This is a genomic window from Caulobacter hibisci, from assembly GCF_016135805.1.
Lineage (GTDB): Bacteria > Pseudomonadota > Alphaproteobacteria > Caulobacterales > Caulobacteraceae > Caulobacter > Caulobacter hibisci.
In genome coordinates this window covers 42,963-64,526 of the sequence record NZ_JADWOX010000007.1, presented here as the reverse complement: position 1 = coordinate 64,526, position 21,564 = coordinate 42,963, and the positions used below count along the sequence as shown (strand labels likewise).

The following is a 21,564-nucleotide window of genomic DNA, read 5'->3' as shown; positions in this document are numbered from 1 at the left end:
GAACAGGTTCATCGAACGGCCTTGATCGCGACCTTGCCGGGCGAGAGCCCGGGCGCCGTCGCCGTGACGTTGAGCGAACCGCCCTGCCCCGCCCCGCGCACCAGGGCCGTGGCGCGGCCCTGCCAGGCCTTGCGTGTCGGCGAGGCGAACGAGGTGTGGTCGGTCGGCGCGCCGTTGTCGGCGGCGACCAGCGCGCCGGCTCCCGACACGTCGAAGGTGATGGCGTCCTGGGCCGAGGGCACGGTCACGCCCTTGGCGTCGACCACCCGGGCGCGGACGAAGGCCAGATCGTCGAAGGCGGTCCCGACCTTGTCGGTCTCGGCGACCAGCTCGATGCGGGCCGGCTTGCCGGCGGTGCGCAGCACGTCCTCCAGCTTGACCCCGGCGTCGCGGCAGACCGCCCGCACCTCGCCCGGCGCGAAGGTCACGCTCCACTGGCGGGGCGAGGCGTCGACCGGCAGGGCTTTCGCGCCCAGCCAGCGGCCGTTCAGCGAAACATCGACGCTGGCGCAGTTGGAATAGACCTCGATGGTCTCATCGTGCGGGGCCAGATCGGCCGGCGTCCAGTCGTCGAAGACCGCGACCTTGGGCGCCGGCGTGGCGACGGCGATCATGGTCGGCAGGGCCGGCGCGGGACCGGCGCCGTCCGACGACGGCGGCGGCGCGGCGGGCATGGCGTTGCGCACCACGTGCAGCACCGGCTTTTCGGCCCACCAGGACGCCCGCTGCATGCCGACGATCTTCAGGGCGCCGGTGCGGTCGATGATGCCGGCCGGATTGTCGATATTGGGCCAGCCGCTGCGGTCGGCCTCGCCCAGGTAGTCGATGCCGGTCCACAGGAACATGCCGGCATAGGCCGGGTAGTCGCGCACGGCGACCCAGGAGGTGCGGGTCTTGCTGTTCTCCGTACCGACGATGATCCGCGTCGGCTTTTCCTTGTGGGCGGCGATCAGCTCGTTCTCGCGATAGTTCTGGCCGACCACGTCGAGCAGGTCGGCGAAACCGTTCTGGTAGTCGCCGGTCACGTTGGGGCGGAACAGGCCCATGGTCACCGGCCGGGTCGGGTCGGTCGCGTGCATGACGTTCAGCAGACTGGTCAGGGCCGCCTTGGCCTGGACCGGATAGGCCGTGTCGTGGATCTCGTTGCCGGCGCTCCAGATGACGATGCTGGGGTGGTTGCGGTCGCGGCGGACCATGTCGCGGGCGTCGCGCTTGTGCCAGTCGCTGAAGAACAGGTGGTAGTCGCCGGGCGTCTTGGAGACGTTCCACTGGTCGAACAGCTCGTCCATGACCACGAAGCCCAACTGGTCGCAGAGATCCAGGAAGCCGGGCGACGGCGGGTTGTGTGCGGTGCGGATGGCGTTGACGCCCTGGACCTTCAGGGCCGCCAGGCGCTGGCGCCAGACGTCCATCGGCACGGCCGCCCCGACCGCGCCGCCGTCCATGTGCAGGGCCACGCCCTTGAGCTTGATGTTCCTGCCGTTGAGCCAGAAGCCGCTGTCGGCCTTGAACGCCGCTTCGCGCACGCCGAACGGCACGGTCTCGACGTCGAGGCCCGCCCCGCCCTCGCCCACCACGCGGATCTCGGCGCGGTAGAGGTTAGGCGTGTCGAGGTCCCAGCGCTTGGGCGCGGCGATGTCGAGGGAGAGCTTCAGGGTTTCGGTGCGGGCCGGATCGATGGCGACGGCCGGGACTTGGCCCCGGGCGACCTCCTTGCCGGACGGGTCGCGCAGCACGACCTCAAGGCCGGCCTTGGCGGCGTCGTGGGCGTCGTTGATCACGTCGACGGCGATGTCAGCGGTGGCGCGGTCGGCGTCGATCCTGGTGACGCTGACGAAGGCCCCGCCCTGCTCGACGTGCTGGCCGGCGGTCTCGATCAGGCGGACCTTGCCGTAGACGCCCGAGCCGGCGTACCAGCGCGAGGACGGGGCGTGGTCGGTGTCGGCGCGCACGGCCAGGACGTTGCGGCCGTCAGCCTTGCTAAAGTCGGTGATGTCGTAGCGCAGGCCTACATAGCCGCTGGGCCGGTGGCCCAGGTGATGACCGTTGATCCAGACGCCGCTGCGCTCCATGACCCCGTCCAGCTCGACGAAGACGCGGCGGCCGGACGCGGGCGGCTTGAGGTCGAGGGTCTTGCGATACCAGCCGATGCCGGTGGGCAGGAAGCCGCCCGCCCCGCCGGCCCGGGCCTTGATGTCGAACGGCCCGGCGATGGCCCAGTCGTGGGGCACGGAGACCTTGGCCCAGGCGCCGTCGTCGAAGGCGGCGGTCTCGGCGCCCTCGGGGTCGCCCTGGAAGAAGGTCCAGCCGTCGGCCAGCGGCGTCGTCACGCGATCGGCGGCATGGGCGGCGGGGAGAGCCGCGAGGCCGAGCGCGCCAACGCCAACGGCCGCCAGAACAAGACGCGAGACGCCGCGCAGCGCGGGATGAACCATCGTTTGCTCCTGGGGTCGCGCATAGAGGCACGTCCCACATTTTGATATTTTATGTCATTTTATGGAAACTTTGGGCGAGCGCCAGCCCTCGTCACACTTCGTCGCAAAACGGTGTCACGACGCTCGCGAACCTTTCGGCTAGGGCGGCGTTTGGGTGGCCGAGTTCGCGTAAACAAGGGTGCGACATGTCTGGTCTGGTTGATGTCGTTCCGTGCGAAGGCGGCTGGTGCGTGCGAGTGCACGATACCGGCGAGGTGCTGCGCTTCACCGGCGGCGGCGAAGCCGAACGCCGCGCGCGCCGGCTGGCGGCCGAGGCGGAGCGTCCTGTCGAGGTGCGGATCCACGACCGGGGCGGACGGCTGGTCGGGCGGTGGGTCAGCGAAGGCGCGGCGGCTTGAGCGTCATGACCCTCTCTCTTTGAGAGAGGGAGGGGCCCGCCGCGAAGCGGTGGGAGGGTGAGAGGTAACAAACTCTCCGACAGAGGCGCCGTGACGGCGCTATCGGTCGTAACGCCGAGGTTTGGCGCGAACCCGCAACATCAGCTCGAGCATCGAACTCAGAAAAACAAGCAGCGGAAAGCAAGGAGTTTTACCGGCGAACGGTGAAACCTCTCACCCTCCCACGCCTTCGGCGCGGGCCCCTCCCTCTCTCTATGAGAGAGGGAAAGAACTAAACCTCCGACCGCGCTACCACGACCACCGCGGCGCCGCGGCGCGAGGCGGTGAAGCGCCAGGCGACGACGACGCCGACCACGGTGAGGGCGACGCCGGCGGCGATGGCCAGGCCCATTTCCAGGCTGACGCCCGACAGGCTGCGGGCGGCCAGGTAGCCGGGGGCCAGCAGGGTGGCGATCCAGACGACGGCTGACAGCACGTTGGCGGTCTGGAAGGTCCAGGACTTCATCTGCAGGATGCCGGCCATGATCGGCACGAAGGCCCGCAGCGGCCCGAAGAAGCGGCCGATGAAGATCGAGGCCACGCCGTAGCGGCGGGCGAACAGGCGGGTGCGGGCGATGGTCCGGCGTTGCGAGCGGAAGGCCGGAGCGCGCAGGGCGCGCGGACCCAGGCGACGGCCCAGGCCGTAGGAGACCGCATCGCCCAGCACCGCGCCCAGCGTACACCAGGCCAGCACCTCGAACGGGTCGAGCACGCCGCCGCCGATCAGGGTGCCGGCCAGCAGCATCAGGGCGGTCGCCGGCACGAAGGCGCCGATCAGGACGAGGGATTCGGCGAAGGTCAGGGCGCCAAGGATCACGCCGGCCCAGGCTTGGTGCTCAGTGACGAAAGCGGCGACGGTCTTGAGCAGAGTGTCCATGGGAATCCTTCGAGGCCCCCACATGGAGATCAACGCGCTGCGCCGCCAGTGCGCTACGCGCCGCAGCGTCAATTAAACCCAGCTGTGCCCCCGACGCCTCACCCATACTGGGTATCGCCTCCCCAGACTTGGGTAGACGGGCGGGCCTCAGCGTCGAAAGCCGCGCCGGCTGGCCCGACAACCCTACGACGCCGCCAACAACGACACACGCAAAGATGTATTCACCCGGGACGCGACCATTACCCCTCCAGTACTGCAAAATAGTGCACATCACATATGCGCCCCAGCCAGCGGTAGCGCTTTTGCATTAAGCCGAGCGCTGTATTTACTTACCAATCCATTAAGACCTTAATTCCCTTCGAAGGGGGAAACCTCTTCTTCGTCCGCAAAAATAAAAGCGCGGACAGGACATCAAGAGGAGGAATTGAGAATGAATACTCTGCGCAACTTGATCTTCGAGGAAGACGGCGCCGCGGCCGCGGAATACGCCCTGATCCTGGCCATCATCGGCAGCGCCATCGCCGTCGCGGCCGTGCTGCTGGGCACCAATATCGGGACCGCGATCACCGACGCGGCGACCTGCGTGGCCAATCCCTCGGCCGCCAACTGCTGAACCAAGTCGTCGGCGGCGCGGGCGGCAAGCCGCGTCGCCGACCCATGACGACGCGCTGAGGACAGGCGCGCCTTCGACGTGGGGAGGGGGTCGAACCATGCAGACGAAAACCGTCATATCCCTGGGCGCGGCCGCTGTGCTGGGCCTGGGCGCCGTGCTCGCCGCACGGGTCTATATGGGCGCGGGACGCGAGGACGCTCCCGCCGTCAAGGAGGCCGGATCGACGCCCGTCGTCGTCGCCTCCCAGCCCCTGGCCAGGGGCTTCAAGCTCCAGGCCGCGGTGCTCAAGGTCGCGCGCTATCCGGCCGACGCCGTGCCGCCGGGCGCGTTCAGCACCATTCCCGAGGCCGCCTCGGGCGCCGGCGGGGCGCGCATCGCCCTCAAGGACATCGCCGCCAACGAGCCGATCCTGGCCGACCGGGTTTCCGGGGCCGGCGGGCGCTCCAACCTCGCCAGTTCCCTGGGCGAGGGCATGCGGGCGGTGTCGCTGCGCGCCAACGACGTGGCTGGGGTCGGCGGCTTCGTGCTGCCCGGCGACCGGGTCGATGTCATGCTGACCCGCAGCCAGGACAACAACCAGCCCGAGACCAGCCTGACCCAGGTGCTGGCCGAAAACGTGCGGGTCGTCGGCGTGGACCAATCCGACGATCAGAGCGCGGACAAACCCGTCGTGGTCAAGGCGATCACCATCGAAGTCACGCCCGACCAGGCCCAGGCCATCACCCTGGCCCAGGCGGTCGGGGCGTTGTCGCTGGCCCTGCGCCAGATCTCGGACCAGGCCCCGCTGGGCCGCCGGACCATGACCCTGGCCGACCTGCAGCGCGGCATGGGCCCGACGGCGATCGCGACGCCCGCCGCGCCCGTCCGCGCCTTTGCGCCGCGCCGGCCGGCGATGCGTCCCGGCCCGGCGCGCCTGCCGAACCCGACCTCGACGGAAGTGCGCGTCACGCGCGGCGTCGAGACCACCGGCTACCGGGTGGGGCTGTGACCATGGCCGCCCCCCTTCCCCATCGTCTTTCCAATCGCTGGGACGCCAGGACGGCGCGCGGCGCAGGAACCGCCTCCATGACCCTGAAATGCTCGTTGCTGGCGGCGGCCGCGGCCCTGCTGCCGCTGACGCTTCCGACCAGCGCCCCCGCCCAACCCGCCGCCGTCTCCGAAGCCGCCGTCCGCAAGGTCGAGGTCAATGTCGCGGTCGGCAAGGCCCAGGTGCTGGAGCTTCCCGCTCCGTACACGGACATCATGATCGGCAACCCCGACACCGCCGACGTGCTGCCCCTGACCTCGCGGTCGGTCTATGTGGTCGGCAAGAAGCTGGGCGGCACCACCCTCACCGTCTACGGACCGGGCCGTCGCCTGGTGGCCGCCGCCAATGTGGTGGTCGCCGCCGACGTCGAGACCCTGCGCCAGCGGATGCGCGACGCCCTGCCCGACGAGGACGGGCTGAAGGTCGCCTCGGGCAACCAGTCGATCGTGCTGACCGGCACGGCCAGCAGCGGCTCGGTCGCCGGGCGGGCCGCGGCCCTGGCCGACAGCTTCGCGCCGGGCCAGGTGGTCAACATGCTGTCGGTGCAGGGCAGCCAGCAGGTGACCCTGTCGGTGCGCATCGTCGAGATGGAGCGGGCCACGGCCAAGGCCCTGCGCCTGAACATGAACACGGCCAATCCGGCTTCGCTGAACTACCACAACTTCGTCATCGGCACCGGCGACACCGGGGTGGCCACGACCCTGACCGACACCTTCGGCCTGCTGAAGTTTCCGCTGCGGGCCGGCGACGTGGATCTCGACATCCTGTTCGACGCCCTGGAGACCAAGGGCCTGGTCAAGACCCTGGCCGAGCCGAACCTGACGGCGATGTCGGGCGACACGGCCAACTTCCTGGCCGGCGGCGAATTCCCGGTGCCGGTGGCCCAGAACCAGAGCAACGGCCAGACGACGATCACCGTCGAGTTCAAGCAGTTCGGCATCGGCCTGGCCTTCACCCCCACCGTCCTGCAGGACGGCATGGTCAACCTGGTGGTCAATCCCGAGGTCTCGAGCATCGACCCCAACGCCTCGTTCGTCAGCAACGGGCTGAGGATCCCTGGCATCAAGGTGCGGCGGGCCAAGACTACGGTCGAGCTGCGCGACGGGGAGTCGTTCACGATCGCGGGCCTGATCCGCGACGACTACCAGGACCAGATCCGCCAGTTCCCGATGCTGGGCGACCTGCCGGTGCTGGGGGCGCTGTTCCGCTCGACCAGCTACCAGCGCAACCAGACCGAACTGGTGATCGTGGTCACTCCGCACCTGGTCAAGCCGCGCCGCGCCAAGATCGCGACGCCCGCCGACGGCTTCGTGCCGCCGTCCGACACCGAGCTGTTCCTGCTGGGCAAGACCCAGTCCAAGACCGAAGCCGACAAGGGAGGGGCCGATGCGCCTCAAGGCCATGCGCTGCACTAAGCCCCTGCTCGTCGCCGCCGTCCTGGCCGGCCTCGTCGGCTGCACCGACGCCCGCAAGGACCTGTCGCCCGGCTTCGGGACGACGGTGCGGACCAACCTCGCCGCTCAGATCGCCGATCCCGAGGCGCGCTACGACAGCGTGCTGCAGCCGGGCGGCGACGGGGTGAGGGCCGCCCTCGCCGCCAGCCGCTACGGCAAGAACCAGGTGATCCAGCCAGCCCAGGCCACCACCTCCAGCATCGACAACAAGGGAGCGGCCAAGCCGGCCAACTGACCATGTCGCCCCTCCCTTCCCTCTTCCGGCCCGCCCTCTTCCGGCGCTTCGTCCAGGACCGGTCCGGCACGGTGGCCACCCTGACCGGGGTGGCGCTGATCGGGCTGGTGGCGGTCGGAGGGCTGGCCTTCGACGTCAGCCGGGCCCTGGCCCTGCGGGCGGAGCTGGAGAACGCGGTCGACGCCGCCGCCCTGGCAGGCGCCAGCCAGCTGGACGGTACGAGCGGGGCGATGGGCCGGGCCCAGACGGCGGCCATGGGCAGCCTGGTCAGCAACCGCCAGGCCCTGGGCGACAGCTTCGAGAGCAATGTCGCCGTCGCCGCCAGCGACATCGTCTTTCTCTCGAGCCGCGATCCCGACGTCACGGCGACCACCGACGCCGCCGCCAAGTTCATCCGCATCAACCTGGCGCCGCGGAGCCGCGGCCTGGTGTTCGGCGCCCTGACCGGCGCCAGCGGCTTCAACGCCACGGCGCGGGCGGTGGCCGGCTACGGCACGGCGATCTGCAAGTCGCCGCCGCTGATGATCTGCAATCCGAACGAAAGCACCAGCCTGGTGTTCGACGGCGACAACTACATCGGCAAGAACTTCGTCCTGACCCCGCCGCCCGGCGGCAACGGCGCCTGGGGGCCGGGGAACTTCGGCTTCCTGTCGGTGGGATCGGGGGCGGCCGACGTCAAGAACGCCATGGGCCGCAGCCCGCCCCTGACCGAGTGCTTCGGCACGACGGTGCAGACCCAGACGGGCAACATCGCCTCGGCCGACGACTACTTCAACGTCCGCTTCGACATCTACAAGTCCTCGGCCAGCGGGCTGAAGAGCGACCCGCTGTACCTGCCGGCGATGAACACCATGGTCGGGGCCAAGACCGCCGCCGGCAACAGCGCCTGCACCCCCAGCGTCTTCGTGCCCAGCAACAGCTGCTCCAGCAGCGCGGCGGTCGCCGCCGGCATGGGCCTGCCGCGCGACTGCAACCAGTCCAGCGTGGTCGGCAGCGGCGTCTGGAACAAGGCCCAGTACTTCGCCACCAACCATTCGGGCATCAACCCGACCACCTACACCCCGCAGGTTCCGGCCGGCGCGACCGGCACGGGCTGGAACGCCTATGGACCCGCGCCGGTGGCCGGCGCCACCAGCCCCACCCGCTACCAGGTCTACAAGTGGGAACTGGCGATGCTGGACGGGACGATCTCCAAGCCCGCCGGCGCCTTTTCCGACAGCCAGACCGCGACCAGCGGCTCGCACGACTACGCCGCGCCCCAGTGCAACAAGACCGGGGCCCAGGTCTCGCCCGACCGCCGCACGATCTCGGCCGTGGTGGTCAACTGCGCCGCCGACAACGTCCACGGCAGCTCGACGGTGCACGTCATCGCCTATGTCGACCTGTTCCTGATCGGCCCGGCCGTCAGCAACTCGATCTACGGCGAGGTGGTCGGCGCCACGACCGACACCTCGGCGGTGGGCGCCGAGACCACGCTCTATTCGGTGCGGCTCTATGACTAGCCGCCCACCCCTCTCCCACCGGCCGCTGCTGACCGGGCGCGACGGCTCGGCGGCGGTCGAGTTCGCCCTGGTGCTGCCGTTCATGGTGCTGCTGTGCTTTGCCTTCGTCGGCGCGGGACGGCTGTTCTGGAACTACCACATCGCCGTCTCGTCGGTGCGCGACGCGGCCCGCTACGCCGCCCGGCTGCCGATGAGCTGCGCGGGCCTGACCAACGCCGGCGACGCGGCCAAGGTGCAGAACGTGACCCGCACCGGCACCACCGACGGCTCGGGCGCGCCCCTGATCGCCACCTGGACCAGCAATGCGACGGTGACCGTGACGGTCTCGTGCGTCAGCAATGCCGGCGGGGCCTGGTCGGGGCGCTATGACGGCATGACCGGCGTGCCGCGGGTGCAGGTCTCGGCCACCCCGCCCTACATCGAATCCTTCGGCCCGTTGACGGGCGTGACGCTGACCTCGTTCACGGTCAGCGCCCAGCAGGCGTGGACCGAATGACGCGCGCCCGCCGCCTCCTGCGCCGCCTCGCCCGCGAGGAAAGCGCCGCCACCGCCGCCGAGTTCGGCCTGGTGTGCTTCGCCTTCGTGGCCATGCTGCTGGCGGTGATCGACATGGGCCGGCTGGGCTGGACCATCAACACCGCCAAGACCGCCACCCGCGAAGGCGCGCGGCTGGCCGTCGTCAGCCCGATCGTGTCGACCTACATGGCCACTTACGACGGCACGGCGACCTACGGCGGCGGCGGGACCGTGCCAGACATGGCCTTCAGCTGCGCCGGCTCGGGCTCGACCTGCACCCAGACGCAAGGCAGCGGCGGCTCGCCCGGCTTCGACAACACCACCTTCACCGCCGTCGTGACCAAGATGCAGCACTACGATCCCGAGATCACGGCGGCCAAGGTGACCATCACCTATCGCCATGTCGGTATCGGCAAGGTGGGCAACCCCTATGCGCCCGACATGGAGCCGCTGGTCAGCGTCAGCGTCGCGGGCCTGACCTTCCAGAGCGCCGCCCTGCAGATCTTCGGCGTCGCCCCCTTCACCCTGCCGACCATGACGTCGACACTCAGCGGAGAGAGCCTGTCATGAGCCTGCTCCACTTCGGCCGTCCCAAGACCGTGGCGCCGCCGCCCCCGCCCGAACGTCCCACCGCCTGGCGGGTGGGACTTTGCGGCGCCGGGCTGGGAGCCGATCCACCCCTGGCCATGCTGTCGGCGATGTTCCCGGCCGTGACCTTCCGCCTGCTGGACGGCGCCTGGCCCGAGCGGGCGGCCCACACCTTCGACCTGCTGATCGTCGGCCTGGACGCCGGTGATCCGGCCGAGATGGAGAAGATGACCCAGCGCATCGCCGCCTGCGCCGGCCGCATCGAGGTGCTGGCGGCCATGCGCGGCGCCGACATCGAGACCACGCGGCGGCTGCTGCACCAGGGCGCGGCCGACGTGCTGCCGGCCCCGGTCAGCGACACTACCCTGGCCATCGCCCTGGAGCGGATCTTCTGCCGGCTCGACACCGGCCGGGCCCACAAGCGCAGCGGCCAGATCATCAGCTTGCTGAAGGCAGGCGGCGGGGTCGGCGCGACCTCGCTGGCGGCCCAGGCGGCGGTGATGCTGGCTGGCCGCCCGGGCATGGCGGGCGTCTGCCTGGCCGACCTGGACGTGCAGATGGGCGCGGCCGCCCTCTATCTCGACGTCGGCGATGCGGTGACGGTCGGCCAAGTGCTGGCTGCCGGCGGCGCGGTCGAGGAGATGCCCTTCTCCTCGTCCCTGCCCACCCACCGCAGCGGCGTGGCCGTGCTGGGCGCGCCGCAGGAGATGATGCCGGTCGAGGCCCTGAGCCCGGCCCTGGTCGATGGCCTGCTGGCGGCCCTGCGCCGCGACTTCGAGACCACGCTCGTCGACCTGCCGACGGTCTGGACGGCCTGGACCAACCGCCTTCTGCGCCAGTCGCAGCGGATCGTGCTGGTTACCCGGCTGTCGGTGCCGCATGTGCACCTGGTGCGCCGGCAGCTGCACATGCTGGCCGCCCAGCGGCTGGACGACCTGCCCCTAACCCTGGTCTGCAATCAGGTCGAGCCCGACAGCGCCAGCGGCCTGTCGCTGAAGGCCGCCGAGCAGGCGATCGGGCGAACCTTCGACCTGGTGATCCCCGAGGATCGCAAGCTGATGCACCAGGCCATCAACCAGGGCGTGGCCCTGGGCGCGGTGCGCCGCGGCAGCAAGCTGGAGGCCGCCATCGGCCGCCTGACCGAAACCCTCTCGCCGGCGTCGACCCTCGCGCTGGCCCAGGCCGGACGGTGATCGCCATGCTCTGGAGCGAGGAAACCCGCCGCGTCGAGACCCAGGCCGCCGCCGCCGACTACGGCCAGCCCGCGCCGATCGAGGACGCCCTGGGCCTGAAGGTGCGGCTGCACCAGCGGCTGATCGACCTGCTGAACCTGAGCCTGCTGGACCGCACCCCGCGCGAGACCCTGCGCCAGGAGATCCGCGGCGCGGTCAGTGGACTGCTGGCCGACGAGAAGCGCCTGCTGACCCCGGCCCAGACCGACCAACTGGTCGACGAGATCCTGGACGAGCTGCTGGGCCTGGGCCCGCTGGAGCCCCTGCTGAAGGACGACAGCGTCACCGACATCCTGATCAACACCCATGAGATGGTCTATGTGGAGCGGGCCGGCCGGCTGCACCGCACCAATGTCCGCTTCCAGGACACCCGGCATCTCGTGCGGATCATCAACAAGATCGTCGCCGCCGTCGGCCGGCGGATCGACGAGAGCCAGCCGATGGTCGACGCGCGCCTGGCCGACGGCAGCCGCGTCAACGCCATCATCCCGCCGCTGGCGGTGGACGGGCCGTTGGTCTCGATCCGCAAGTTCTCGCGCGTGCCCCTGGCCATGGACCGGCTGGTCGAGCTGGGCAGCATCACCCGCGAGATGGCCCTGGTGCTGGAGGCCGTCGTCCAGGCCCGCCGCAACGTGCTGATCTCGGGCGGCACCGGCTCGGGCAAGACCACCCTGCTCAACGCCATGTCGGCCTATGTCGACGAGCGCGAGCGGATCATCACCATCGAGGACTCCGCCGAGCTGCAGTTGCAGCAGCCGCACGTCGGCCGGCTGGAGACCCGCCCGGCCAATATCGAAGGCCAGGGGGAGGTTCAGCAACGGGAGCTGGTGCGCAACGCCCTGCGCATGCGGCCCGACCGCATCATCGTCGGCGAGGTCCGCTCGGGCGAGGCCTTCGACATGCTGCAGGCCATGAACACCGGCCACGACGGCTCGATGACCACGGTGCACGCCAACACGCCACGCGACGCCCTTTCGCGGGTCGAGCAGATGGTCGGCATGGCCGGGCTCGACATCCCGGCCCGCTCGGTGCGCGGCCAGATCGCCTCGGCCATCCACGTGGTGGTGCAGGCCGAGCGGATGGAGGACGGCGCGCGCCGCATCGTCTCGGTGTCGGAAATCACCGGCATGGAGGAGGACGTCATCTGCATGCAGGAGATCTTCCGCTTCCGCCGGGCCGGCCGCACCATCGACGGCAAGGTCGCCGGCGCTTACGAGGCCACCGGTGTGCGCCCCAAGTTCATGGAGGTGCTGCACGCGCGCGGCGTGGACCTGCCGCCGACGCTGTTCGCGCCCGGCCGGATCTCGGGGTGAGCCATGGAAACCCTGCTCTTTCCGATGGCGCTGGTGCTGGCCTTCGTCGCCGCCGTGCTGGCCGGCCAGACCTTGTTCGACCTGCTGCTGTCGGCCCGCGAGCACACCCGGCGGGTCAATCGCCGCCTGACGCTGATGGCCGGCGGCATGAGCCAGGAGAAGGTCCACGAGGCGCTGGTGCGCGACCCGCGCGGGAGCTGGATCGACCGCAGCCGGTTCGGCGCCCTCTACGCCCGGGCGACGCTCTACCTGCGCCAAGCGGGGATCACCGCCGGACTGTTGCAGGTGCTGGGCGTGACGGCCGCCGTCGCGGCGGGCCTGTGGCTGCTGGCCCTGATCTTCCTGCGCGGACAGCCGGTCGAGACGCCCGTCTCGCAGGTGCTGGTGACAGCGCTCGGCGCCGCCGCCCTCAGCGGAGCCGTGGCGGCCCTGTGGATCATGAACCGCCACGCCACGCGCCTGGCCAAGCTTGAGGAACAACTTCCCCTGGCCCTCGACGTGATGATCCGGGCCCTGCGCGCCGGCCATCCGGTGATCTCGGCTGTCGGCCTGGTGACCCAGGAGATGCCCGACCCGATCGGCAGCGAGTTCGGCCTGGTGCTGGACGAGACGACCTACGGCGTCGAGTTCCGCGACGCCCTGGCCAACCTTTCCCGGCGGACCGGCTCGCCGGACGTGGCCTTCTTCGCGGTCAGCATCGCCATCCAGAGCGAGACCGGCGGCAATCTGGCCGAGATCCTGGCCGGCCTGGCGACGGTCATCCGCGGCCGCGCCTCGCTGACCAAGCGCATCCGCGCCCTCTCCAGCGAAGGCCGGATGTCGGCCCTGATCCTCAGCCTGCTGCCGGTGTTCTGCGTCGGGGTGGTCAGCGTCTTCCGGCCGGAATTCTACACCAGCAAGTTCTCCGATCCCGCCTTCTGGCCCGTCGTGGCCGGGGTGATCGGCCTCTATCTCGTCGGCCAGCTGATGATCCGCCGGATCGTCAACTTCAAATACTGAGGTCGCGCCATGGACCTGTTCCTTTCCCTCGGACTGCAAGTCGGCGTCTTCCTGGCCGTCGCCGCCATGGCCCTGCTGGCCTTCCGCCAGGTCGAGGCCGGCGCGGCCATGAAGCGGCGGATGCGCGAGCGGGCGGCCGGCGGTCCCGCCGCCTCGACGGCCGGGCCCGGCGTCGGCCTGCTAAAGGACTCCAAGGCCAAGACCCCGCTGATGAGCTGGCTGCAGGCCAGGAGCGCCGGCGGAGACGAACAGAAGCGCTCGCGCCTGGCCAAGACCCTGGCCGAGGCCGGCTTCGACTCCCCGGCCGCGGTCCCCGGCTATTTCCTGGTGCGGGTAGTCGCAGCCTTCGGCCTGCCGGCGGCGCTGCTGGTCAGCCAGAAGCTGTCGCCGCACCCCGTGGTCGGCCTGCCGTTGATCGCCGGCGCCCTGCTGCTGTGCGGCCTGGGGCTGGTCATTCCGGCGATCTTCGTCGACCTGCGCGCGGTCGGCCGTCGCGAGCGGCTGGAGAACCAGTTCCCCGACGCGCTCGACCTGATGGTGGTCTGCGTCGAGGCGGGTCTGGGCGTCGATGCGGCCTTCATCCGCGTCAGCCAGGAGATCGCGCCGTCCCACCCCGAGATCTCCGGCGAGTTCGGTCGCGTGTCTCAGGAACTGCGGGCCGGGCGCAGCCGGGCCGACGCCCTGCGGCGGATGGCCCAGCGGGTCGAGGTCGACGCCCTGCGCGCCTTCGCCGCCCTGATGATCCAGACCGACAGCCTGGGGGCCAGCATCACCCAGACCCTGCGCTCCTATTCCGGCGAACTGCGCGAGGCGCGGTTCCTGCGTGGCGAGGAGAAGGCCATGCGCATCCCGGTGCTGCTGACCCTGCCGCTGGTCGCCTGCATCCTGCCAGTGATCATCACCGCCCTGCTGCTGCCGGCCGGGCTCGACGTCGTCCACAACCTGCTGCCCGCCATGAAGAGGCACTGACGATGCGCAAGTCCCTGACCGCCGTCCTGATGCTGGTTCCGCTGTCGGGCGCCCTGGGAGGCTGCGCGACGCTGACGCGGCTGGCCGCCCTGGTCGACCATCGCCCGGGACCGGTCGAGATCCGCGCCCTGCCCGCCCCGGCGGCCCCCGATCCGGCGGCGGCGACCGACCGCCTCTACGACCGCGCCGCCCAGGCCATCAAGGCCCGGAACTACGCCCTGGCGCTGGAGCTGCTGCAGCTGGCGGCCCAGCGCGCGCCCGGCGACGCCCGGGTGCTGAACGCCCAGGGCGTGGTCTACGACAAGCTGGGCCGCTTCGACCTCAGCGCGCGCTACTACGACCGGGCGCTGAAGGCCGATCCGGGCTCGCGGATCGTGCTGGGCAACATGGCCTATTCGGCCCGTCTGCAAGGCCGCGAGCCGGCGGCGGAAATCCTGCAGGACGCCACGCCGCCGGCGCTGCTGGCCGGCGGGCCGCCGGTGGAGCTCGCCCCGCTGCCCGGCGGCGGGTCGTGAGGGCCGGATCGGAGCGCCGTGATGGAAATTGACCTCGTCCGCCTGGCCGGTTCGGTCGCCTATGCCGCCCTCTTCCTGACGGCGGCGGCCTGGGACGTCTGGAGCCGCAAGATCCCCAACTGGACCCTGCTGGGCCTGGTCGCCCTGTTCCTGACCGCCCAGTTCATGGCCTGGGCGACCCCGGACTGGCTGTCCAGCCTGGGGGCGTTCGGCCTGGTGATGCTGGCCGGCGTGCCGATGTTCGCCCGTCGCCTGGTCGGGGCCGGCGACGTCAAGCTGATGGCGGTCGCGGCCCTGTTCGCCGGCATGGAGAACCTGCTGCTGCTGACCGTGGCGACCGCGATCGCCGGCGGGGTCCTGGCCCTGGTTGCCCTGGTCGCGAGACCCTATGCGGCCGCCTTCGTCCTGCGCGGCTGGGTGCGGACGCGGGCGGGCGTGCCCTACGGCGTGGCCATCGCGGCCGGCGCCCTGCAGGTGGGGACCGCATCCGGCCTGCTGGCGATCAGCCAGCGCCTGACTCACCTACAACTCTGAAAGTAGATCGCCTTCACTTCACTGCATTTACGCGGATATCGCGCCACAGGAGAAACACCGCTCACCCACATTGATTTGATAGCGTTGTCTTTCCGACATAGTCTTTTTCACTACCCAAGGCAGGGTATGCGACGACGCCCGAAATAATGTCCACTCCAATACACAAGCCTTGAGCACCTGGATTAAACAAATCTGCTTTTGAATTGCGGTGCACAGTCAGCGGACGCGCCGCGAAGTTCACGGCGGATCTAGTCCAGGACGGCGATAGGCGAACAGACGGGGTGTCGCACATGGGACTGATCAAGATGATCGAGGTGGTGGATTCGGAAGTCGAGCGCGGCGCCTTCGAGCCGCACGTCGCCAACGCCATCCTCAACCTGCTGAATTTCGGCGTCATCGTCGCCGACAGCGAGGGCTGCGTGTACGCCGCCAACGACATGGCCTGGAGCTATGTCGCCCACGGCGACGGCCTGGCGGAAAAGGGCGGACTACTGACGGCCGAGAACGGCTTCGAGTCCGACGCCCTGCACAATCGCATCGCCGCGGCCGTGCGGCAGGGCCGCTCCGGCGCCATGCTGATCCATCGCTCGCGCAGCCAGAAGCCGCTGGTCGTCCTGATCGAGCCGTTCAGCACAGACGACAGCGGCTTCCGCTGCGCCCTGGTCACGGTGCGCGAGGTGGGACGCGCCTCGGCGCGGATCGCCGAGCGGGCCCGGATGATGTTCAACTTCTCGCCGGCCGAGGCCGAGATCGTCGCCCGCGTGGCCCAGGGCCGCGAACCGGCCGAGATCGCCGCCGAGCGAAAGGTCAGCATCAATACGCTGCGCGTGCAGATGGCCTCGGCGATGGTCAAGGTCGGCGTGCATAGACAGGCCGAACTGGTCTCGGTCATTTCTTCCGCCGATATTCTGGAATGAGATGACTTCGCCCAACTATTCTTACGACTAGTAAGTCCGGATTATTGTTGGTCGATCCGCGTATGTTAATATTTGCAAGTCGCGAGGGCAAATCCCCCCGTTTTGTCACCGCCGCGACTATGACCGGTTCGCCAAGGCTGTCCGCAACGCCTTCGGCGACCCTCGACGGTGCGCCCCGCCCGCCGAGCGCCGGATCAGGACATCAGCACCCCCTCGTCCTGATCCGGCGCCGGTCGATCGGCGCCGGTCGCCCATCACCCCAGCACAACCGAACATTCAAACGATGGAAGGCGCTCACCGCCGCCGTCGTTTCGACGCATAGTAAGAATGCATTACATCAATGAACCTATATATTTGACGTAACCAATATTTGAGCGCGACACACTGTCATTCTTACTACTGATTTTGTTTACCATGCTTTAGGACGCACTGCTTAACTCTCACCCGAGATGATCCTCCCATCATCCTCACTCCTGGGGTTCGCAATGCGCTTTCCGATGATCCTGGCCGCCGCCGTCACCGCTCTGGCCGCCACCACCGCTTCCGCCGCGCCGGCCAGCTACGAGCTTCGTCTCGAAGGGCACGTGCCGGTCATCTGCCGAGTCAATCTCGACGCCTCGACCGCCTCGAGCGCCAAGCCGACCGACCTCGGGCGCATGACCGAGTTCTGCAACAGCGCCGCCGGCTACGAGGTGCGCCTCAGCCATGCCCAGGGCCTGACCAACGCCGCCGTCTATGTCGACGGCGAGAAGATCCCGCTGTCGTCGACCGGCGTCACCCTGATCAGCCGCTCCAGCACCGCCGCCTCGCAGAGCCACGCCCTGCGCCTCGATCCGGGCGCGGACGCCGGCCAGGTCGGCGACCTGTCGGTCAACATCACCGCCCTTTGATCCGACCCGCCCAGCTTGCCCGAGCTGGCGTCCCGCGCAGCCGTTCCGACGATCCCTCCTGATACGGATGCGCGGGCGACCTCCCCCTGAAGGGAGGGGCGACCGGATAAAAGAAAGCCCCGTCGGCGCGAGCCGGCGGGGCTTTTTCAGTCTGGCCGAGGTTACATGCAGGCGACGGGGGTCGTGCCGGTCGGCACCGCCAGCGGCGTCACGGTCACCGTGAGGATGTCCTGGTAGTTGGGCGCGGGCGCCTTGCCCGCCCCGCCCTCCAGCAGGGTCGGCGTCACCGCCAGGTACTGGCCCGACAGGCCGGCCCGGGCGCAGGTCACGGTGCTGAAGGTCGGCGAGGCCGTGGTCTTGGTCTGCCCCAGGAAGTCCAGTTGGTAGGGGATGCGCTGGTTGGCCGTGGCCAGGTTGCCGCCCGGATAGGTCATCCGGAACTGGTTGGCCGAGGTCAGGGCCACCGAATAAGGTCCCGAGCTGGCGACGCGCACATTGCCGGTGCGCTGCTTGACCGAGTTCGGCGTCGAGGGCAGCGAGGCCGTGGCCAGCGAGCCGATCTCGCCGAAGTCCAGCGCCGGGCCGACGAAGCTGGCCTGCAGGGCGCTGAGCACGTTGATGCGGATGTCCAGCGAGTTGGCGATCACGCCCTGCTCGTCGGCCGCGCCGCCGGTGCGCTTGCAGTAGTATTTCTGGTCCAGATAGAGGTCGGTGGTCCCGGCCGGCAGGTCGGCGCCGCTGGGCACGGTGATGGTGACCATGAAGGTCTGGACGTCCGGCTGCCCCACCCCGCCGAAATTCAGCTCGATCTCGTTGGGATTGACGTTGTTGGGGTCCAGCACGTGGCCGGGCGGGTTTTCCAGGATCTGGCCGCCGGTCGCGGTCTGCACGATCGTCAGGGTCGACGGCGTGTCGGGCCGGCGCAGATAGATGAAGTTGACCTCCTGCGTCTTCTTGCCGCCGACGGCCGGCGGCCGCCGGGCGGTGATGCTCAGGGTCTGCACCGTCGTGCCGCTCGGATTGAACGGATCGAAGGTGCCCGACAGGACCACGGGGTCGAAGGTCACGCACTGGGCCAGGGCCGAGCCGGAGGCCAGCAAGCCGCCGCCGAGGCCGGCCGCCAGGCCGAGAAGCAGGATATGCGATCGGCGTTTCATGTCAGCCTCCGGACGCGGCGGGCTTGAGGTCCCCGGCCTTGACGAAGCCCTCGGCGCTTGCCGGCACGTCGAGGTAGTAGACGGTGGGGGGCGTGGTCCCCATTTCGAGCCGCCAGCGGCCGGGCCTCAGGCCCGAGGCGCCGAAGCGGCCCACGCGGTTGGTGAACAGGGTGATCGGCTCGCCGCCGCCCTTGTCGCTCTTGGCCACCTCGACCGCCTGGCCGGAAACCAGCGACAACGGCTGGCCCTCGGAGTCGACCATCCGGCCGATGGCGGTGATCGAGTAGTCCGACCCGACCTCCAGGCGATAGCCCGCGCGATAGGGCGGGAACATCCGGAACGAGCCGGAGCCGAGGTCGTAGCCGGCCGGAGCGCCCTGGGCGTCGACCGTGATGGTGCGCTCGGCATAGGCCGACAGGCCGGTCTCCAGCGCCGTGCCCAGCGCGCCGCTGTTAGCGGAGTAGCCGAACGGGGTCGGGTTCACGACGACGTCCGCGCCCTTCAGGCTCTTGTGGCCCTTGACGATCGCGAAGCTGTCATAGACCGGCCGGCCGACCGAGACCGCGCCGTCGGCGAAGCCGATCGAGGTCCCGACCCGCATCGAGGTGCGGCCGTTGTCGGGGCCCTCGAAGGCCTGGAAGTGCGAAAGCCCCAGCTCGGCCCGGTTGGCGATGTAGTTGACGCTGCCGTTGAAGGCGGAGTCGTCGGGCGAGCGCGAGACCTCGGCGAAGGCGTTGTAGGAGCCCACGCCCTGGCCATGGATCGTCTGGTAGGCGATCCGCGCCCGGTCCTCGCGGCCGTCATACTCGGCCCGCAGGCTGGAATTGTTCGAGAACTGCCAGGACAGCGAGATCAGGGCCGAGGTCTCGCGGCGTCCGGGCACGTCGTCGTACATGACGTTGGCGGTGACCGCGAGGCTGGAGGTCAGGCGATAGCCGACCCCGACCCGGTAGGCGCTGGCGTCGGGGAACTCGTCGCGGCCGGCGGAATAGCGCCCGTCGAAGCTGGCGTAGATCGCGTCGCTGAAGGCGTGCGAATAGCCGACCCCGATCTCGTAATTGTAGCGGTTGTCGGGGATGAAGGTCCCGACGGGCCCGAACTCGCGGCTGCGGGTCTCGAACGACAGGTTCAGGGCGTCGGCGCGACCGCCGGCGAACTGGAACAGGCGCTGGAAGCTGAAGATCGCCGCATAGCCCGAGCCGTAGACGTCGATGTGGGAAAGGGCGAAATCGACGCCCAGCGTGCCGATCCTGGTTCCGAACAGGCCTTCGAACCCGGCCATCACCGTGGTGTCGTCCGCCTGGCCGTTGACGCCCAGGGTCACACGGTCGGTGATGCCGCGGCGATAGAAGCCGCTGATCGTCCATTCCTCGGTGTAGTCGGGGCCGTCGAGCAGCAGCGGCGCCTTGACGCCGGCGAACAGACCGAACTCCGACAGTCCGGGGTCGAGCTGCGAGCGGTCGAAGAAGACGTTGAACTGCAGGGTCTCGCGCCGGCCGGTGTCGTCCTCGATGACGAGGCGCACGTCGTTGGCGCCCTGGGCGAACGGAAAGTCGCGAACGTTGTAGCGTCCGGGATCCAGGCGCAGGCGGCGGGTCAGCTGGTTGTTGAGGATCACGCTGACGTCGGACGGACGGGCCAGGGTGAAGCTCTCGCGGCCGCGCGGCCGAGCGATCGTCTGCGGCTGCAGCACGCTGTAGGAGCGGAAGATCGACAGCCCGGCCATGTCCGGCGCGGACTGGAAGCCGCGGCCGACGGCCTGCAGGTCGCCGGCGGTCCAGCGCAGCACGTTCTTGACGTCGTCATAGACGAAGCGCGTGCCCAGCCGCTGGAAGTCGTTGGAGGCGCCCGGCTGCCAGACGGCCTCGTTCTCGAACACCACGCTCTTCAGGCGCATGGCGCTGTCGAGCAGGAAGGTCGGATCGCCGAAGCCCTCGTCGAAGCCCTGCTCCACATAGTCGATGGAGCCGCGGATGTTGAGATAGCCGCTGAACTCGGCCGGGGCGACGTAGGCCCCCACGCCGGTGCGGTCCATCGGCGCGACCTGCAGGCTGCGCACGGCCTTCAGCTCGGGCGGGATATTGATCCGCAGCTCGAGCTGCCGGGGATCATAGGGCATGCTCATGTTGGCGGCGGTCAACGCCTCGGGCGAGACCACGCCGCGGCCGGCCAGGGACGAGCGCAGGGCCGCGATCGCCGAGGTGTCGAGCAGCGGGGCCAGCAGGCCGAGCAGGCGGTCCGACGGCATCGACAGCTGGCCATCGGCCGAGATCGCCAGCGGCATGTCGCCCAGATAGTAGTCGCCCTCCTTCAGGGGGACCGTCAGGTTGATGTCCCGGCCGGTGGGATTGAGCTGGCGACGGGCGCCGAGCGGCGTCGCCGCGCCGGCCGAGGGCGCGCTGGTCGGCTCTTGCGTGGCCGCCAGCAGGACGTAGGGGACCGGCGCGGCCAGGGCGGCCAGGGGCGCGACGAGCGGCGTCGCGCCGACCAGGCACCCCGCCAGCAGCCAGCGGCGGTAGGCGCGCGACCTAGCGCCCTTCGTCTGACGAGAATTGAGCCTCAAGGGAGCCTCCTGCTGCCGCCGTCAAGGGCAGTTCGATGGGAACGGCGATCCGCCGCGTCTGGCCGGGGGCGATCAGGCCGAAGCCGATCGTCTGTTGGATCTCCGGACCGGGAATGGTCCGAGTGAAGACCGCCTTGCCCGCGGCGTCCTTCTCGATGATCCGCAGCTTTCCGCGGGACAGGTATCCGTGCGTGTTGGACGTGTTGGCCAGGTAGACGACCGGGATCGGCTTGCCGTCGGCGTCCGCCCCGATTTCGCTCTTGGCCATGGTCAGGGCCGGCTTGCCGCCGGCCGGTCCGACACTGGCCAGGACCTGGAAGTTGTAGAGGATCTGGATGGCCGACTGGCCCTCCGGCAGCTTCACCGGCATCTGGGCCACGGTGACGTAGTAGTGCTTGCTCTGCGCCAGGGCCGGATCGCCCACCCACTGGATCCGGAACGACTGCGTCTCGCCCGGCTGGATCACCGCCTGGGGCGGGAAGATCAGCAGGTCGTTGGTCGGGGTGTCGCTGGGACGGGCGCCCTTCTCGTCGAAGGACAGCTCCTCGGCGCGCAGCTCGACCGGCAGCGGGTTGGCGAAGGTGTTCTGCACCGTGACGATCTGGGACATGCCCCGACCGGTCGGCTTCAGGTCGATGACGACGGGTTGCACCGTCATGGCCAGGGCGCCGCCGCCCAGGGCCGGCGCCCCCTGCGCCGCCAGGGCCGAGAGACAGAGGGCGGCGACCGCCCCCAGCCAACGCCCCCGATAGGTTCTCGAACGAGTCATTCGGTGTCCGCTCCTCATGCGT

At 69.6% G+C, this 21,564-nt stretch carries 21 protein-coding genes; 16 read left to right on the top strand and 5 right to left on the bottom strand.

Annotated features, from left to right (window positions below; all coding sequences use genetic code 11):
- Window positions 1-8 precede the first annotated feature (8 nt).
- The gene (locus I4Q42_RS11735; protein WP_198576259.1) at window positions 9-2,435 is read right to left on the bottom strand and encodes a glycoside hydrolase family 2 TIM barrel-domain containing protein; all 2,427 of its coding nucleotides are present in this window, start codon (window positions 2,433-2,435) and stop codon (window positions 9-11) included.
- Between the two features lie 185 nt (window positions 2,436-2,620).
- Here I4Q42_RS11735 and I4Q42_RS11730 point away from each other — a divergent pair, with 185 nt between their 5' ends.
- Window positions 2,621-2,833, top strand: a complete 213-nt coding sequence (locus I4Q42_RS11730) for a DUF2188 domain-containing protein (RefSeq protein WP_198576258.1) — start codon at window positions 2,621-2,623, stop codon at window positions 2,831-2,833.
- A gap of 271 nt (window positions 2,834-3,104) precedes the next feature.
- On the opposite strand, the gene I4Q42_RS11725 is transcribed toward I4Q42_RS11730, so the two are convergent.
- Window positions 3,105-3,749: a DedA family protein gene (locus I4Q42_RS11725; protein ID WP_198576257.1), complete on the bottom strand. Its 645-nt coding sequence runs from the start codon at window positions 3,747-3,749 to the stop codon at window positions 3,105-3,107.
- Window positions 3,750-4,179: 430 nt separating this feature from the next.
- On the opposite strand from I4Q42_RS11725, the gene I4Q42_RS11720 reads away from it, so the two are divergent.
- The 15 genes from I4Q42_RS11720 to I4Q42_RS11650 all read left to right on the top strand — a co-directional run bounded on the left by I4Q42_RS11720 (window position 4,180) and on the right by I4Q42_RS11650 (window position 17,053).
- Window positions 4,180-4,362, top strand: coding sequence for a Flp family type IVb pilin (locus tag I4Q42_RS11720; RefSeq protein ID WP_198576256.1), 183 nt, complete (start codon window positions 4,180-4,182; stop codon window positions 4,360-4,362).
- 97 nt (window positions 4,363-4,459) lie between these two features.
- A complete protein-coding gene (gene cpaB, locus I4Q42_RS11715; protein WP_198576255.1) occupies window positions 4,460-5,350 on the top strand; it encodes a Flp pilus assembly protein CpaB in 891 nt (296 codons plus the stop codon).
- 77 nt (window positions 5,351-5,427) lie between these two features.
- Complete coding sequence (locus I4Q42_RS11710; RefSeq protein WP_198576254.1) at window positions 5,428-6,804, top strand: type II and III secretion system protein family protein; 1,377 nt, start codon at window positions 5,428-5,430, stop codon at window positions 6,802-6,804.
- The gene (locus I4Q42_RS11705; protein ID WP_198576253.1) at window positions 6,776-7,078 is read left to right on the top strand and encodes a hypothetical protein; all 303 of its coding nucleotides are present in this window, start codon (window positions 6,776-6,778) and stop codon (window positions 7,076-7,078) included. Before I4Q42_RS11710 ends, I4Q42_RS11705 begins: the two co-directional genes overlap by 29 nt.
- A 2-nt stretch (window positions 7,079-7,080) precedes the next feature.
- Window positions 7,081-8,580, top strand: coding sequence for a TadE/TadG family type IV pilus assembly protein (locus tag I4Q42_RS11700; RefSeq protein ID WP_198576252.1), 1,500 nt, complete (start codon window positions 7,081-7,083; stop codon window positions 8,578-8,580).
- Window positions 8,573-9,076, top strand: a complete 504-nt coding sequence (locus I4Q42_RS11695; protein WP_198576251.1) for a TadE/TadG family type IV pilus assembly protein — start codon at window positions 8,573-8,575, stop codon at window positions 9,074-9,076. Before I4Q42_RS11700 ends, I4Q42_RS11695 begins: the two co-directional genes overlap by 8 nt.
- Window positions 9,073-9,666: a TadE/TadG family type IV pilus assembly protein gene (locus tag I4Q42_RS11690; protein ID WP_198576250.1), complete on the top strand. Its 594-nt coding sequence runs from the start codon at window positions 9,073-9,075 to the stop codon at window positions 9,664-9,666. The genes I4Q42_RS11695 and I4Q42_RS11690 overlap by 4 nt, the downstream gene beginning before the upstream one ends.
- A complete protein-coding gene (locus I4Q42_RS11685; protein ID WP_198576249.1) occupies window positions 9,663-10,877 on the top strand; it encodes an AAA family ATPase in 1,215 nt (404 codons plus the stop codon). Before I4Q42_RS11690 ends, I4Q42_RS11685 begins: the two co-directional genes overlap by 4 nt.
- Before the next feature lie 5 nt (window positions 10,878-10,882).
- Window positions 10,883-12,229, top strand: coding sequence for a CpaF family protein (locus I4Q42_RS11680; protein ID WP_198576425.1), 1,347 nt, complete (start codon window positions 10,883-10,885; stop codon window positions 12,227-12,229).
- A 3-nt stretch (window positions 12,230-12,232) separates the two neighbouring features.
- A complete protein-coding gene (locus I4Q42_RS11675; protein ID WP_198576248.1) occupies window positions 12,233-13,228 on the top strand; it encodes a type II secretion system F family protein in 996 nt (331 codons plus the stop codon).
- Between the two features lie 9 nt (window positions 13,229-13,237).
- A complete protein-coding gene (locus I4Q42_RS11670) occupies window positions 13,238-14,197 on the top strand; it encodes a type II secretion system F family protein (protein WP_198576247.1) in 960 nt (319 codons plus the stop codon).
- 2 nt (window positions 14,198-14,199) lie between these two features.
- On the top strand, window positions 14,200-14,712 hold the full coding sequence (locus I4Q42_RS11665; RefSeq protein WP_198576246.1) for a tetratricopeptide repeat protein: 513 nt from the start codon (window positions 14,200-14,202) through the stop codon (window positions 14,710-14,712).
- Window positions 14,713-14,733: 21 nt separating this feature from the next.
- Window positions 14,734-15,246, top strand: a complete 513-nt coding sequence (locus I4Q42_RS11660; RefSeq protein WP_198576245.1) for an A24 family peptidase — start codon at window positions 14,734-14,736, stop codon at window positions 15,244-15,246.
- 290 nt (window positions 15,247-15,536) lie between these two features.
- Window positions 15,537-16,163, top strand: a complete 627-nt coding sequence (locus tag I4Q42_RS11655; protein WP_198576244.1) for a helix-turn-helix transcriptional regulator — start codon at window positions 15,537-15,539, stop codon at window positions 16,161-16,163.
- A gap of 485 nt (window positions 16,164-16,648) precedes the next feature.
- Complete coding sequence (locus I4Q42_RS11650; RefSeq protein WP_198576243.1) at window positions 16,649-17,053, top strand: hypothetical protein; 405 nt, start codon at window positions 16,649-16,651, stop codon at window positions 17,051-17,053.
- Between the two features lie 161 nt (window positions 17,054-17,214).
- On the opposite strand, the gene I4Q42_RS11645 is transcribed toward I4Q42_RS11650, so the two are convergent.
- The 3 genes from I4Q42_RS11645 to I4Q42_RS11635 are packed head-to-tail and all read right to left on the bottom strand — an operon-like array spanning window position 17,215 to window position 21,542.
- Entirely contained in the window at window positions 17,215-18,210 is a 996-nt protein-coding gene (locus tag I4Q42_RS11645; protein WP_198576242.1) for a hypothetical protein, read from the bottom strand.
- 1 nt (window position 18,211) lies between these two features.
- Complete coding sequence (locus I4Q42_RS11640; protein ID WP_198576241.1) at window positions 18,212-20,773, bottom strand: fimbrial biogenesis outer membrane usher protein; 2,562 nt, start codon at window positions 20,771-20,773, stop codon at window positions 18,212-18,214.
- Complete coding sequence (locus tag I4Q42_RS11635; protein WP_198576240.1) at window positions 20,739-21,542, bottom strand: fimbrial biogenesis chaperone; 804 nt, start codon at window positions 21,540-21,542, stop codon at window positions 20,739-20,741. Before I4Q42_RS11635 ends, I4Q42_RS11640 begins: the two co-directional genes overlap by 35 nt.
- Between the last annotated feature and the right edge of the window lie 22 nt (window positions 21,543-21,564).